Origin of the sequence: Shewanella sp. WXL01, assembly GCF_012263345.1 — a bacterium.
GTDB classification, from domain to species: Bacteria; Pseudomonadota; Gammaproteobacteria; order Enterobacterales; family Shewanellaceae; genus Shewanella; species Shewanella maritima.
The window spans coordinates 978,494-993,814 of sequence record NZ_JAAIKQ010000001.1 but is presented as its reverse complement, the minus strand read 5'-3'; the positions used below and the strand labels follow the sequence as shown (position 1 = coordinate 993,814).

10 protein-coding genes are annotated in these 15,321 nt (G+C 45.0%); 1 reads left to right on the top strand and 9 read right to left on the bottom strand.

The window, feature by feature from the left end; translation table 11 throughout:
- Window positions 1-21: 21 nt before the first annotated feature.
- The 3 genes from gshA to G3R49_RS04260 form a co-directional block, all read right to left on the bottom strand.
- Window positions 22-1,641: a glutamate--cysteine ligase gene (gene gshA / locus G3R49_RS04270; protein ID WP_348633910.1), complete on the bottom strand. Its 1,620-nt coding sequence runs from the start codon at window positions 1,639-1,641 to the stop codon at window positions 22-24.
- A 273-nt stretch (window positions 1,642-1,914) separates the two neighbouring features.
- Entirely contained in the window at window positions 1,915-4,752 is a 2,838-nt protein-coding gene (locus G3R49_RS04265; RefSeq protein ID WP_167868719.1) for a pitrilysin family protein, read from the bottom strand.
- A gap of 143 nt (window positions 4,753-4,895) precedes the next feature.
- Window positions 4,896-5,309, bottom strand: a complete 414-nt coding sequence (locus tag G3R49_RS04260; protein WP_130598112.1) for a YqaA family protein — start codon at window positions 5,307-5,309, stop codon at window positions 4,896-4,898.
- Window positions 5,310-5,698: 389 nt separating this feature from the next.
- On the opposite strand from G3R49_RS04260, the gene G3R49_RS04255 reads away from it, so the two are divergent.
- Window positions 5,699-6,946: a dicarboxylate/amino acid:cation symporter gene (locus G3R49_RS04255; protein ID WP_167868718.1), complete on the top strand. Its 1,248-nt coding sequence runs from the start codon at window positions 5,699-5,701 to the stop codon at window positions 6,944-6,946.
- Between the two features lie 92 nt (window positions 6,947-7,038).
- On the opposite strand, the gene G3R49_RS04250 is transcribed toward G3R49_RS04255, so the two are convergent.
- The 6 genes from G3R49_RS04250 to G3R49_RS04225 all read right to left on the bottom strand — a co-directional run bounded on the left by G3R49_RS04250 (window position 7,039) and on the right by G3R49_RS04225 (window position 15,312).
- Window positions 7,039-8,397 carry a hypothetical protein gene (locus tag G3R49_RS04250; RefSeq protein WP_167868717.1) on the bottom strand — a complete coding sequence of 453 codons (1,359 nt, stop codon included), beginning with the start codon at window positions 8,395-8,397 and terminating at the stop codon, window positions 7,039-7,041.
- A gap of 246 nt (window positions 8,398-8,643) precedes the next feature.
- Window positions 8,644-9,858 carry an alginate export family protein gene (locus tag G3R49_RS04245; RefSeq protein ID WP_245335232.1) on the bottom strand — a complete coding sequence of 405 codons (1,215 nt, stop codon included), beginning with the start codon at window positions 9,856-9,858 and terminating at the stop codon, window positions 8,644-8,646.
- Window positions 9,859-9,970: 112 nt separating this feature from the next.
- A complete protein-coding gene (locus G3R49_RS04240) occupies window positions 9,971-10,831 on the bottom strand; it encodes an ABC transporter ATP-binding protein (protein ID WP_167868716.1) in 861 nt (286 codons plus the stop codon).
- A 36-nt stretch (window positions 10,832-10,867) separates the two neighbouring features.
- Window positions 10,868-11,794 (bottom strand): ABC transporter permease, encoded by a 927-nt coding sequence (locus tag G3R49_RS04235; protein ID WP_245335265.1) that lies wholly within the window; start codon window positions 11,792-11,794, stop codon window positions 10,868-10,870.
- A 98-nt stretch (window positions 11,795-11,892) separates the two neighbouring features.
- Complete coding sequence (locus tag G3R49_RS04230) at window positions 11,893-13,209, bottom strand: CmpA/NrtA family ABC transporter substrate-binding protein (protein WP_245335264.1); 1,317 nt, start codon at window positions 13,207-13,209, stop codon at window positions 11,893-11,895.
- A gap of 972 nt (window positions 13,210-14,181) precedes the next feature.
- A complete protein-coding gene (locus G3R49_RS04225) occupies window positions 14,182-15,312 on the bottom strand; it encodes a sodium ion-translocating decarboxylase subunit beta (protein WP_130598119.1) in 1,131 nt (376 codons plus the stop codon).
- Window positions 15,313-15,321 lie beyond the last annotated feature (9 nt).

Genomic DNA, 15,321 nt, shown 5'->3' with positions numbered 1-15,321 from the left:
AACCCCAATAGCTTGAAAGACTTAGCTCGCAACCACATCTTTGAAATAGTCTGCTAAGAATTGATCAAAATCGACACTCGTTTGCGCTTCGATTTGCGCTTGCTGGTTTAATGACGTATCCGCTTCTTGCTGATAAGCAGCTTGGATATCAGCACCGAGTTGGTAGTCAGCCAAATAGCCATGGTACTCATCCATCAATGACTGTACCCATTGACCATGATCTTGACCTTGTTCAACCACATCGCGATGCACGCGACCAGATAAGGTTAAATTAGGATCAAGCACAGCACTATGCCATTGACTCAAAGCTTGCTGGTAACGATTACTCTCTTCACCTTGCGCAAACTCTTGCCTATCAAGCAGCTTAGCAATTTGCTGCAATTCACCAAACAACTCTAATAGCCATGACTGCATACTAACTTCTTGGCCATCGCGGCTAAGCGTTAGGCCTGGCTGACGACCAAGCTCAATCACCTTATTAAGGTTTGCAGAGATTTCAGCTTCTTGTGCTTCACTGCTCGGCAAAGATGGGGACAGCAAACAGTGCAATAAGAACAAGTCTAAAAAGCGCACCTGACTGGCTTCAATACCAATCGGGCTAAATGGATTCACGTCCAGCGCGCGGACCTCAATGTACTCAACGCCGCCTCTAGCAAGTGCTTCAGACGGTTTCTCGCCAGCTTGTGTCACACGCTTAGCGCGAATTGGTGAGTAGAACTCGTTTTCAATCTGCAAGATATTGCTGTTTAGCTGACGATACTCACCATCGACTTTGACGCCAATTTTGGCAAACTCAGCAGAAGGCTGGCGAATTGCCGCTTGCACACCTTGTAAATACTCTGGCAAAGAGTCATAGCTAATGTTTAGCGTGTCTTGCTCTTTGTTGGTATAACCTAAGTCGCTCATGCGCAGCGAGGTGGCGTAAGGTAAATATAGCGTCCCTTTGCCCGTGGTTTTAAAATCAAAATTATGTTGTTGGTCTTTGATAAACGAGCCACATAGCGCAGGCGAAGAACCAAACAAATATGGCATCACCCAAACCAGCCTGCGGTAATTGCGAATTAAGCCAAAATAAGATTCAGAAATGAAGTCTTGTTTACTGCACTCGCTGCCAACGGTTGAGGTGTTAGCAAGCTTAAGCTCAAACAATTGCTGCCATAATTCATCAGACACAGAGAAATTAAAGTGCACCCCAGCAATAATTTGCATTAATGGGCCGTATCTGTGGGTTAAGCCCTCACGGTAAAGAGTTTTCATTTTACCGTTGTTAGAGGTGCCATACTGAGCGATAGGAATATCTTTTTCATTGCCCACAAAGCAAGGCATGCTTACTGGCCATAGCTTTTGTCCATAGATGTTTTGCACACTATAGGCATGGGTTTGGGTTAAACCTTCAAGCAGCACATCAATATCCTGATTAACAGGCGTGATGAACTCAAGTAAGGCTTCACTGTAATCTGTGGTGATCCGTGAATGGGTTAATGCACTGCCTAATGCTTTTGGATGAGCGTCTTTAGCTAACTGGCCTTGCTCATCTATACGCAAAGCTTCGCGCTCAATACCGCGCTGCATACCTAATAATGCGCTACGCCCTGCACTGGTATCTAAGTGCTCAATAACTTCATTGAATGATTTCAATATTCACTTCTCTTGTTGACTCATATCACCAGAAAGCTGCTAACGCACCTAACATTCATGGCAAGATATGACTTTTTAATAGCCGAGCATTCTACCTAAGTTAACACTCCAATGCCGATAGCGGATCACATCTTTTTACAAAAACGCGAAACGGTAACATTTTAGGTTACCGTTTCGTACATTTGATGACCTGCTACCCCAGCTTGTTTACCACTTTAATATGCGGCTAAATCAAGCAATTGCAAGTGATTAAGGCTAAATTAAATGCTACTTGAGTTAATTTAACATTTTCACTGGGTAACCAAGTTGTTCAAGTTGTTGTTTAACTGTAGCTTTATCACCGACAACCAAAATTACCATATCATCAATATTAAGCCATTTATCTGCCAACGCATTTAGCTCCTGCTTTGTCACCGATTCAATAATGCTCTGCTGCTCAGCGGTGTAGTCATCAGCAAGTTGATAACGTTGAATACGGCGTAAGAAACCCGCTTTTTGATAAGGTGTTTCGTATTCAAGCGCGTGACCTTGCGAGATTGAGCTGCGCATAAAGCTCAGTTCTTTGTCCGTCATACCCTGCGCTTTAAACTGGTTGATTTCAGCAATAAACTCTTTTACCGCATCACCTGTCACATCGGCGCGAACGCTCGCGCCCGCAGTAAAGGTACCTACCTCAGCTACACCATAAAAATAACTGCGAGCACCATAGGTGTAGCCTTTATCCTCACGTAAGTTCAAGTTAATGCGGCTATTAAATGCGCCACCTAACGGGTAGTTCATCAAGTCCGCTTTAAAGTACTCGCCAGTTGCATCAAACGGCAGGGCTAGGCGGCCAATAGATATGACTGATTGCGGCGCATCTGGTTTGTCGTATAGGTAAATAGCACCTGTTTTTGCGGTTTTAATCGGGTTAACCGGCGCAAGCTCGGTTGCTTCGCCTTGCCAGCTTGCAAGCGCGCCTAACTTAGAAGTGACTTGCTGTTGAGTGAGATCAGATACCGCAACAACCTTGGCGTTACCAGCGCGATACTGCAGCTGATAGAAAGCTCTCACATCATCAAGGGTCAGCTTAGACACCGACTCGATACTGCCTGATGCACCAATGCCAAAGTGCACATTGTCACCATATAGCAACTTGCCATATTCAGTGCGTGCTAGGTAATTCGCATCTGAGCTACGTTGCTGCAAAAACTGCAAGTGCTGCTGTTTAACGCGATTAAAGTCTTGCTCGTTAAAAGCTGGGCTAAATAACTGCTCTTCAAGAATGCTCAGAGTCTGTGGCAAATTAGCTGTTAAGCTCGATAGCTGCACTGAGCTTTGACTCGCGTTGGCTGAGAAATGAATCGATGAGCCTAACATTTCTAACGCATTCGCCAGCTCCACGCTATTGCGTTTGGTGGTCGACTCGTTAAGCATAGCCGCAGTTAAATAAGCTAAACCTGACTCTTCAACAGGCTCTAAACGATGACCGCCATCAAGATAAACAACTAACTCTACCGTAGGCGTTTCATCACTTTTAGTACCGACGACTTCAATACCGTTTTCAAGCTTACTGCGCCACAGTTTTGGCACTTTAACCACTGGCGCGTCGCCAGCTTTTGGCATAATTGAGCGGTCAAAGCTTGAGACAATTTGCTCGGCATCAATTTCTACATCTACCGCATGCTCTGCCACTTGCGGACTTGGCGCTATGAAATTATCAGGTTTGGCAACTAACTGCGTTTGCCCTTCTGGCACCACGCTCATGACCACCATCGGCTTGTCTTTAATATAAGTATTAAACACACGCATCACGTCTTCTTTGGTAACACTGGCATAGCGGGCTAAATCGTTAGTTACCTGATCAGGATTGCCGTAGAAGGTTTGGTTAGCGGCAAGGGTCGACACCTTACCTTTAACACTTTGCATGCCATAAATAGTGTCAGCCTCAAACTGCACTTTCACCTTTTGCAAGTCTTCATCGGTCACGCCGCGGCTTTCAAATTCCGCCACCGATTTAGCAATTTTTTCCTCAAGCTTAGCAAGCTCGCCGCCTTGAGCAGGATTTGCTAGAGCGTAAAGAGTAAATTGACAAGCTAGCTCCTGACATGGGTGGCTTACTGCAGCTTGTACCGCCACACCTTGCTCAACCATGTTTTTATAAAATAGCGAGGTTTTACCGCCACCGATGATATTTGCCAGTAAATCCAACGCTGCTTCATCTTTGTGACCGGCATAGACAGTTGGGTAACCCATGTAGATAAGCGGCAGATGCACCTTATCTTCCATTGAAATATAACGCGTTTTATCTAGGGTGACCGGTACCTTTTCATCAGCTTTGACTTTGGGGCCTGCTGGGATTTCACCAAAGTACTTTTCAACCCAGGCTAGCGTTTGCGCCTCGTCAAAATCACCGCCGATAGTTAAGGTTGCGTTATTTGGACCATACCAGCGCTGGAAGAAGTGTTTAACATCGGCAAGAGTGGCGCGTTCGAGATCTTCAGGCCACCCAATCACTGGCCACGAATACGGGTGCCCTGCAGGGTACAGCGCCTGACTGAATCGCTCGTTTAGGCGGCCATAAGGACGATTGTCGATACGCTGAGCACGCTCATTCTTTACCGTTTCACGTTGCACTTCGAACTTCTCACTTGTGAGCGCAGGTAAGAAAAAGCCCATACGATCTGACTCTAACCAAAGCATTTTCTCTAGCTGATTGCTTGGTACTGTTTCAAAGTAGTTAGTACGATCAGTATTGGTGGTGCCATTTAGGGTGCCACCCGCTTCAGTGATCACTTTAAAGTGTTGCTCATCAGCCACATTTTGCGAGCCTTGAAACATCATGTGCTCGAACAAATGCGCAAAGCCGCTGCGGCCAGCAAACTCACGCGCCGATCCAACATGGTATGTGACATCAACATGCACCAGCGGATCCGAATTATCCTGGTGTAAAATTACCGTTAAGCCATTGGCTAACTGATATTTTTTGTAGGGAATATTGGCTTGCCCAGCTTGATGCTCGACAGTTTCAACTAGGGTTATCGCAGCAGGAGCAGCTGAGTCCAGTTCAGACTTAACTGCGCTGCAGCCAAATAAAGCAGCGGATACCGCTGCCGCTATCATCCAATGTTTCACATTACACTCCTGTAAATATATAAAAGCTGGCCTGACTCAAAAGCCACCAGCTTTGCAATGTCAGCAGCTAGCCATTGATAGCTGCTTGACTAAAAATCTAATCATCTTCACTTGAGACAAGAGCCATGCACCAAGCACTGAGGTTAAATTATCGCCCAGGCGATAAGGCTATAACGCAGTGCCTTACCAATAAAAATCAATACCACTGACGAGGTTATAGGTAACTTTAACCAACCTGCCATCAAACACAAAATATCGCCAATTACAGGTAGCCAAGACAAAAGTAATGACCAGCTGCCGTAGCGCTCAATCCAGCCTAAAGCTTTTTGATAACGCGGAGAGTGAATCGCATCCGGCGATTTTGCATAACGGCCGACATAGCCTAGATAGTAACTGGTTATCGCCCCTAATGTATTACCGACACTGGCGACAACCAATAGTTCCAACCAAAGCTCAGGTTGCTGATTTAACAGGCCAATTAATAGCACTTCGCTGCCGCCTGGCAACAAGGTAGCAGCAAGAAATGCGCCGCTAAACATCAACCATAGTTCTAACATGAGGCTAGATTTACCTTTAAAGTTTGTTGCGATACAAGTTGTCTAAAAAACAGACTTTACCTGTAGGTGGATTTAACGTATTAATAACAAAACGTTATAAGCATATAAGTTATAACAAATCGGCTTTGTTTGTCTGTAGGTCAACTCATACAATGCTATTAATATTAATTCATTATTGTCTTGTCTCATCTTGTCACATTCAATAAACCGAACAAGATGTAAGATAACTAGTGTAATAAACCTAGCCAAAATCCGGTCTATTACTCTAGACCAGAATAGTTCTAAGCTAGGATAGCTCTTAACCAAACTGGCTCTAGACAAAAAGGCGCTTGACCTAAAAACAATAACAATGCCCTTGAGCGGCTACAAAAATTGAGTTGGAAATATCTATGCTACAAGTGTTGAACCGTATTCCTTTCTGGCAAAAAGTCCTTGCTGGTTTTGCCTTAGGCGCCATTGCTGGCGTGTTATTTGGTGAGCAAGCGACGGCATTAAAGCCTTTAGGTGACCTGTTTATTGGTGCGATTAAAATGCTGGTCGCACCTTTGGTATTTTGCGCCATTGTTGTTAGCATTACCTCACTGGGCTCACAGACGAATCTTAAACGATTAAGCTTTAAAACCCTTGGCATGTTTATGCTAACGGGTACAGCAGCTTCATTTATTGGCTTGACTATTGGCTCAGTTATCGACATGGGCGGCACACTTGAACTAGCGACGTCAGAGGTGAGAGAGCGTGATATTCCAGGCTTTGCTCAAGTGCTGCTGAATATGATCCCGGTTAACCCTTTTGCCTCTTTGGCTGAAGGTAAAGTTTTACAGATCATCGTATTTGCCGCGCTAATCGGTATTGCAATCAATGCTGTGGGCGAAAAGGCAGAGCCTTTAAAGAAAACCATTGAAGCCGGCGCTGAGGTCATGTTCCAGCTGACTCGCATGGTACTAAAGCTCACCCCTATTGGTGTATTCGGTTTAATGGCCTGGGTGATTGGCAAATATGGTCTCACCACGCTGCTGCCGTTAGGCAAGTTTATCATCGCCATTTATATCGCGGCGCTAATCCACATTATTTTTGTTTACGGTGGTTTAATTAAGTTTGTCGCCAAAGTCAGCCCACTAAAGTTTTTCCGTAAAGCCATACCTGCGCAGCTAGTCGCGTTTACTACGGCATCAAGCTTTGGCACCTTACCCGTAAGCACTAAATGTAGCGAGTCGATGGGGGTATCAAAACGTTATAGCGCGTTTGTGCTGCCACTAGGCGCAACCATGAACATGGACGGCTGCGGCGGTATTTACCCTGCAATCGCAGCTATTTTTATCGCGCAGATTTACGGTATTCCGCTAGATATGAGCGATTACATGCTGATTGCGATTACCGCTACCGTAGCATCTGTGGGCACTGCGGGTGTGCCGGGCAGCGCTATGGTGATGCTAACTGTAACCTTAGGTGCAGTAGGTCTGCCGCTTGAAGGTATTGCCTTTATTGCCGCCATTGACCGCGTAATTGATATGATCCGCACCGCGACTAACGTCACTGGCGATATGATGACTGCAGTGGTGGTAGGAAAAAGCGAAGGTCAATTCGACCAAGAACAGTTTGATAGTGATGAAAACCGCGTGGAGCATCAAGCAGCGTAAACGCGTTTCAATGAATGTTTAGCAAATATAAAAAACCACCTTCTAGCTAGGTGGTTTTTTATTTAACTCAAATTGTTTAATACCGTGACGATTTATAACTTAATCAAGCTATGCTCAAAAGGACTCATAGCATCAGGAATTAATACAAAGCTGTAATTCCCCTCGCCCTCAACACTGATAGAGTCTGACTGATATACCAACGTTTGCGTACCATTATCACTCTCACTCACCACGCTGATACGGTAATCTTCTATGGGTAAATCAATGGATAACTGCTCTTCAAAATCAACGTCTGTAAGCGTATATTCGGCATTTTCAACGGTCTCATTATCTCGCACAAAGTACACGTTTAAATCGTCATAAAAGTAGGTCAGGTTAGTAATATCAACTCGAAACTCATAAGGTCTTGGCCTTAAGTCTTGCTCAATCACTATGCCACTGGCTTGTGTGTCACTGGTTGGGTAGACCAATACAGTTTTAATCTCGCCTTGGTTAAAGGTCATTAGCAGATTATCAAATAAGGTGGTCCCGTCTTCTGCCGACTTTGCCTTAACAGCAAAGTCGTTGTACCCAATAGATTCAAACGGACTGACGGCGAAGCTAGTTAAATCATGCACATATTGGCTTTCATCTTCACTGACGATTTCAACATCAATGGTTTGATTCTCAAGCCCGTTGAATACGTTAATTTCGGCTTCGGACTCCAGCGCAGTGTAGTTAGTTGGCGTAGTTGTAGAGTCGACATTATCAATAGTAAAGCCAAGCTCGCCTGCGCCAAAGCTTGGGCGCATCACTAATTTGTACACTGTATTGGCGCTTAGACTCATACTGCCTGTGGTATAAACCACATCTTTGGTGCCAACATCGGTTAGATACACCACATAATCTTCAGTATCGAATATTTGCTCTGTAGTGTAACTGCCGTAATCGACTGTACCTAACAGCACAGCTTCTTCAATAGCTTGTGTTTCTAAGGCGATATAAGCATCAAAGCTTTGCTCTACTGCAGCATTAGCCACCAGCACTTGCATCTTCGAGTATTCATTGTCTTCGTCACTGTTAAGTTCATCCATTTCAGTGCGCGAAAAGCTAACATCTAGCACCTCAGGAGAGTGAAAATCGCCATAAAGCACTAACAGGTGTTCATTCTCACCATCTAGAGTGACATCCTGGGTGTATAGCTCGAAGCTAGTGCCATCTTCATCAAGGCCATACAGCGAAAACTCCATGGTGCCTGTGGTATAGCTGTAACGCGGAATAGCGTCAGCAAAGTCGACTGTGCCATAGGTGTAATCGTCAATTAGCACAGCGGTTAAGGTGCTATTGGCGCTGGCATTGTAGTACTGAAAATAGCCGCTGGTATCGGTTGAATCATCAGAATCACTGCCGCAACCCAGTAAACTTGTACCGATTAAAGACACCAACATTAGTGAGCGAAAATTATTATCCATGGTTACCTCATTAACCTTTCAATTACATCTCGCTAACTATGACAACGGCCATACGTAAATCTGTGTCAAGAAAGGTAATGAAGTCAATGCAAGTGTCATGGCAACTGCACATTCAACAAAATCGAAAATAATAAAACTAACAAAGCAAAGCGGGCATGCCCTATGGACATGCCCGCTTTTGGTTTCGCAGTACGACACCGTTAACACATTTGTATGGACGTGCTCACGATAACCTGCTTGTCGAGGTTAGAACTTAGCGTTAGCCCAAACCCAAACCTTGTCGGTATCGACTTTACCTGCACCTGCATCACCCGCAGAGTAAGCAGCATACTTAATACCTAGTAGATAGTTCTTTTGAATAGGTAGCGTGAACGATACATCGATCTCTGAACCTAAATCATCAACCGTGGCAGAAGACTTATCTGCATCGAACTTGTGATAAGCCAGTGCCCACTTACCATCCATTAGCTTGCCACCAACAGAGGCGTAAAGATCAACTAGGCCTTCATTTGGCGTACCTAAGAATTGGTCAGCCCAACCGTTGAATTTATGTAGTGTCGCCAGTGGTGTCGAGAAGCCATACTGACCGTTGTCAGAGCCCAGTTTTTCGTAGCCGCCTTTAATCGTAAAGCCAGCTAGACCAACACCAGCTTCAAGCGCTAAGTAATCAGCATCATACTTAGTTGTCGCTGTCGTAGACTCCTGCTTAGCGTATTCTGCTTTATACATGACTTTGGTGTCAGCAAGCTTAGTTGAACCCGTAAAGTTAACACCGTAAGTATCTAGGCCATTCTTAACATCGTTATCAACTTCAAGTAGGTAGCCATAACCGGTGACTTTACCAAAACCTAGGTTGTATGAAGCGTTAAACATGTGGTCTTTCGCACGCACGTCCTTGGCTTCAGCAAAGATACGGTTACGCTTGGTAATGTAGCCATAATCAACCTGGAAAGCATCAACAGCATATTGCATGGTGATACCATCAAAGGTTTGGCGGTCTTGACGCCAGCCAACATGACCCACAAAACGTTGATTACCTAATGCGATGACTTGGCGACCTAGCTTGGCTTTAAAGCCTTGGCGCTTGTATTGTAAAAATGCTTGATCAAGCTCAGTGGTGTTAGGATCAGCAATCACTGAATATTCAGGATTCTTACCTAATGTGTCGTTATAGTCATCAACTCCAAACACATTACGTGAATCTTCAAACTCTACTAATGCTGACAGACCATAGTAATCTGCCGTTGCAAAAGTAAGACGAGTACGCAGGGTTAATGCATCGGCATCTTTAAGTGCATTATCTTGCGCTACATTTTCATAACGGAAGTTAAGATCAACTTTCGCGCTCCCTTGCGTGAAAGCATCTGCAATGGAGTTTACTTTGGCATCTTCTGCGTGAGCAGTCCCCATTGCCATTAACACCGCACAGCTAAGTGCTGACATTGCAATTTTTTTGTTCATCATCTATCCCTATTTTTCTTTAATTTGGCAAAAATCGAGTTTTGCCTATTTCACGTTACTTACATTCAATTAAGCAACGCATCACCCAAGCGAAACTTTAGCAACCAAACGTTTACTTTTCTGTGACATATTTAGCACTTTGTCGCAATTCCGGCATTTTTGATGCCACTTTTGGCTGACTGATTGATTCAACTTTGCGCTGCTTCTCATAAAGAAACTTCAACACCTCTGATCGCAAATAGTTGTACTGCGCATCTTGTGCCAGTGCTAAACGATCCCTTGGTCTTGGTAAGTTCACATCAAGCACTTCCCCTACCGTTGCCTCAGGGCCATTGGTCATCATCACAATCTTGTCTGACAACAACACGGCTTCATCGACATCATGGGTGATCATAATTACTGTGTTATTTAACTGTGCCTGGATCTCCATTAGTGAGTCTTGCATATGCGCTTTTGTCAGTGCATCCAGCGCGCCAAATGGCTCATCCATCAGCAAAACCTCCGGCTGCATCGACAAGGCTCGGGCAATACCTACCCTTTGCTTCATACCACCAGAGATCTCGCTTGGCAGCTTGTCCATCGCGTGCCCCATGTGTACCAACTCAAGGTTATGCTCAATCCAGTCGTGCATTTCAGCCTTGCTCATTTTGTTGGCAAACACCTGCTCAACCGCGAGCTCGACATTTTGATAAGCCGTTAACCATGGCATTAACGAGTGATTTTGAAACACCACGGCTCGCTCAGGCCCAGGTTCAGTGACCTCGCTATTGTTAAGCAACACGCCACCGTTTGATGCCTGATAAATACCCGCTACTATGTTAAGTACGGTAGATTTACCACAGCCTGAGTGACCGATAAGCGATACAAACTCGCCCTTATTGATTTTTAAATTGACGTCTTGCAGTGCGGTAAACGCCCCTTTTGGGGTGGGAAATACCATATCGACGCCGGTGATCTCTAAAAACGTCCCCATAACAACTCCTTAAATATGGCTAGGTAACTGATTAGCCTAGTGCTTTTCCCAAGATGCCCAGCGCTGCACCGCTAACACACCTCTATCTAATAAAAAGCCGATAAAGCCAATCACTAACACCGCTGCCATGATTCTCGACAAGGACTCAGAGCTACCGTTTTGAAACTCGTCCCAGACGAATTTGCCCAGCCCTGGGTTTTGCGCCAGCATTTCTGCGGCAATCAATACCATCCAAGCAACGCCCAGTGACAAACGCATGCCGGTGAAAATCATCGGCACAGACGCGGGTAGCACGATTTTCTTGATGTGGGTCCAGGTCGATAATCTCAGCACCTGACTGACATTGAGCAAGTCTTGATCAATTCTTGACACACCTATGGCAGTGTTGATGATCATTGGCCATACACTACATAAGGTGACCGTGAGCATTGAATTGATAAACGATTTAGCCACAATGGGATCGGCAGAAACATAAACACCGCTCACCACCATGGTTACCAGTGGCAGCCAGGCTAGTGGTGAAACAGGTTTAAATAGCTGAATAATCGGGTTTATTGCAGCTTGAACACTCGCATTTAACCCCATTAATATCCCCAATGGAATCGCCAGAAACGCAGCCAAACCAAAACCACTCATCACCGTAATCAAGCTAGTGACAATTTGATCCCAAAACGTTTCTTTGCCTGTGTATGGGCGCACTTTAGGTTGGTAGCTAGGGTCTTTGGCGACCCTATCTGCATTACGTTTATGCTGACGCTCATAAAATGCCTGTGCTTTTTGCCGCTCAGTAACATGCTCTTGATAAAGATTGTCAAACTGAGTCAGTACAGCCACAGGGCCTGGAAACTTGCCCAGCGAGGTATTAATGCTATTAGCTGTGATAGCCCACACTAATAGGAAGCAACTAATCCCCACTAGCGGTAGCAGCAACACCTTGCTGCTCGCTAGTATTTGGGCAAACATGCTCTGCAACTTGCCTTTACTCAGCTCGGCGTTTTCGAGGGATGAAATACTACTCATATCCACACTCCTTTACGCAAATCCTCTAAGCCCGTGCGGACTTACAGTCTTTCGCCTTGCTTTAGACCGATTGCAAATGAGTTGATGTAAGCATTTGGCTTACTACCGTCATAGACAATGTCATCGATAAAGTGAGTTTGTGGCTGCTTGAAACCGGTTTCAGTTTCAAAGTTAGGGAATGATTCAGCGCTGATCAGCTTATCGGCAATCAGTGATTTTGCCGCTTTAGCATAGATGTCAGGGCGATAGACCTTAGCTGCGACATCCTTGTACCAGGTATCAGGCTTATCCTCTGCAATCTGACCCCAACGACGCATTTGGGTTAGATACCAAATCGCATCAGAATAGTATGGGTAAGTCGCATTGTGTCTAAAGAATACGTTGAAGTCTGGTACTGAGCGCTTATCACCTTTTTCATACTCAAAGGTACCTGTCATGCTATTGGCAATCACATCATAATCAGCACCGACATAGTTAGATTGCGACAAAATCTTCACCGCTTCAGGGCGGTTAGCGTTATTGTTGTCATCTAACCATTTCGCTGCGCGAATGAGTGCGCGAGTTAAGCGAATAGTGGTATTTGGATACTTCTCGGCAAACTCAGCAGTAATACCAAATACTTTCTCAGGGTTGTCTTTCCAAATCTCATAGTCAGTGACGACCGGTACGCCAATACCTTTAAATACTGCTTGTTGGTTCCACGGTTCACCCACGCAGTAACCATAAATGGTACCTGCTTCTAAGGTTGATGGCATTTGCGGTGGCGGGGTAACTGATAAAAGCGCTTGAGCATCAATTTGACCAGAAGTGTCACCTTTGTGCGGCGCGTAGTATCCAGGGTGAATACCGCCAGCCGCTAACCAGTATCTAAGCTCATAGTTATGGGTCGAAACCGGAAATACCATGCCCATGTTAAACGGCTTACCCGCCTGGGTATATGAATCGACCACAGGTTTTAATGCATCTGCTTTAATTGGATGCACCGGCTTACCATCGGCTTGCTTAGCAATGTTTGGCTTCATTTTGGCCCATACATCATTTGAAACCGTAATCGCGTTGCCATTTAAGTCCATCGAGAAAGGCGTAATAATGTGCGCCTCGGTGCCATAACCAATGGTTGCAGCAATTGGCTGACCCGCTAGCATGTGCGCGCCGTCTAAACGGCCATCAATCACGCCATCAAGCAATACCTTCCAGTTAGCTTGAGCTTCAATAGTGACGTAAAGCCCCTCATCTTCGAAATAACCCTTCTCGTAGGCAATGGCAATCGGTGCCATATCCGTCAGCTTAATAAAGCCGAACTTAAGCTCTTCTTTCTCTGGGTAACCCAGCTCAGCCTGAGCGCCTATGCTCACCATAGATGCACTTAGACCCAAACCTAAGGCAATAGGCTTGATGCTGGTTAACACACTATTGAGCGTTGACGCCCATTTACCTTGTGTTTGCTCAACCTCAGTCAGCAATTTCTGATAGCTAGAAGTAATTTTCATATGCTCCCTCATTTCTATTAATAAACCAAAAAACAGCTCCAAACAGATACCTCAAAGTGAGTAAAAACTATGGTGTTCTATAAGGAAATAATTTGTTTTATAGGCTGTTAGCCAACTTGGTTTAACTAACGCCCCCAGTTAAATGTTTCACAATGTATCTCAAAAGGGATATTTCACTATCTGTGCCAATATTCATAAACCTTTGATAGTTAACACTTTGATTACATTTTGAGAGATAAAAGCAGAAATATGCACAGCTAGATTGTGCAGTTTGTGAGCATCTCACTACTTAACTGCACCAAAAGAGGTATATAAAAACCCTAAAAAGTCTAGGGGCAAAAATAAGGGAAAACGAACAAAAACAAGGAGAAACTAAAAAGGAAGGCTTTAGGGTTAATTACGACTAATCAGACAAAAAGTTAATCAATAAGGCTCTGGGTAAATACCGAATGTACCGACCTTTGAAGGCGACCTGTAAGTAGGCGTCAAAGCAGATTTAGACGAACAAAGTAAACGTATACCTGATAAAAAAGGTGGCTTGGTATGAGCTATCTTGAAGCAAGGCGAGATCATGAACATTTATCGCGCGTTATCTTATGTGATTAAGGAGCTTTGAGTAAGCAAGCCTCTTTAGCAGGGATGCTAAAGCGGAGGCATCAGGGATGATTTAACGGCGTCTTGCGCAATCAAAGTTCGTTAATCCTTAGTACATGGCTGATAATCAATCACTCATGCGCTCACCCTGATGCCCAACTAGTGTAGTCGGTGGGCTAAAGCTAAAAACAAAAAGGCGCCCCGATTAAGGTGCGCCTTTCAATACTAAATGGTTAACCTGTTGAGCTAGCCCAGAACCGCAAGCAATACACCTGCAGCAACAGCACTACCTAATACGCCAGCGACGTTTGGCCCCATCGCATGCATCAGCAGGAAGTTTTGTTGGTTAGCTTCAAGACCGACCTTGTTCACCACACGCGCCGCCATAGGTACAGCAGATACACCCGCTGCGCCAATAAGTGGGTTCACCTTACCGCCTGATAGTTTGCACATCAGCTTAGCCATTAACACACCAGCCGCGGTACCAATACTAAACGCCACTGCACCTAGTACCAGAATGCCCAAGGTTTTAATGGTTAAGAATTGATCTGCTGACAACTTAGAGCCCACAGCCAAACCTAAGAAGATGGTCACTATATTGATCAGCTCATTTTGCGCCGTTGATGACAGGCGATCGACCACACCACATTCTTTCATCAAATTACCTAGGCAGAACATACCAACAAGTGGCGTGGCTGCAGGTAAAAACAAAATAGTTAAACCAAGCACCATTAGCGGGAAGATGATTTTCTCTTGCTTACTCACCTCGCGCAGCTGCTCCATCTTAATTTCACGCTCAGCTTTTGTGGTAAGTAAACGCATAATTGGCGGCTGAATAAGTGGTACCAGCGCCATATAAGAGTAGGCAGCAACCGCAATTGCACCTAGCAGCTCAGGCGCAAGTTTGGATGCTAAGAAAATAGCTGTTGGCCCATCTGCGCCGCCAATAATGGCAATCGCTGCAGCGTCAGTCATGCTAAATTCAAATCCTGGAACTAAATTCAAGCCAATGGCACCCAGCAAGGTAGCAAAGATACCAAATTGGGCTGATGCACCTAACAACAGGGTTCTTGGGTTTGCAATCAAGGCGCCAAAGTCTGTCATTGCGCCTACGCCCATAAAGATCAGCAACGGGAAAATACCCGTCTCAATACCTACGTAATAAACGTAGTACAGCAGGCCACCTTCATCGGTAAATCCGCCGTTGGGAATATTCGCCAAAATGGCGCCAAAGCCAATCGGCAACAATAACAGAGGTTCGAAGCGCTTACCTATAGCCAAATAAAGCAGCAATAAGCCAACGCCTATCATCACTAACTGAGTTGCCTCAAAGTTAGCAATACCGGTTTCATTCCAAAATGCAATTAGTCCGTCCATGCCACCCTC

What these genes read in the sequence shown, in the direction of transcription:
- G3R49_RS04240 (WP_167868716.1), bottom strand. Translation starts at nt 10,831, where the DNA reads ATGGGGACGTTTTTAGAGATCACCGGCGTCGATATGGTATTTCCCACC.
- G3R49_RS04260 (WP_130598112.1), bottom strand. Translation starts at nt 5,309, where the DNA reads ATGTTAGAACTATGGTTGATGTTTAGCGGCGCATTTCTTGCTGCTACC.
- G3R49_RS04225 (WP_130598119.1), bottom strand. Translation starts at nt 15,312, where the DNA reads ATGGACGGACTAATTGCATTTTGGAATGAAACCGGTATTGCTAACTTT.
- G3R49_RS04245 (WP_245335232.1), bottom strand. Translation starts at nt 9,858, where the DNA reads ATGAACAAAAAAATTGCAATGTCAGCACTTAGCTGTGCGGTGTTAATG.
- G3R49_RS04235 (WP_245335265.1), bottom strand. Translation starts at nt 11,794, where the DNA reads ATGTTTGCCCAAATACTAGCGAGCAGCAAGGTGTTGCTGCTACCGCTA.
- G3R49_RS04230 (WP_245335264.1), bottom strand. Translation starts at nt 13,209, where the DNA reads ATGGTGAGCATAGGCGCTCAGGCTGAGCTGGGTTACCCAGAGAAAGAA.
- G3R49_RS04255 (WP_167868718.1), top strand. Translation starts at nt 5,699, where the DNA reads ATGCTACAAGTGTTGAACCGTATTCCTTTCTGGCAAAAAGTCCTTGCT.
- G3R49_RS04250 (WP_167868717.1), bottom strand. Translation starts at nt 8,397, where the DNA reads ATGGATAATAATTTTCGCTCACTAATGTTGGTGTCTTTAATCGGTACA.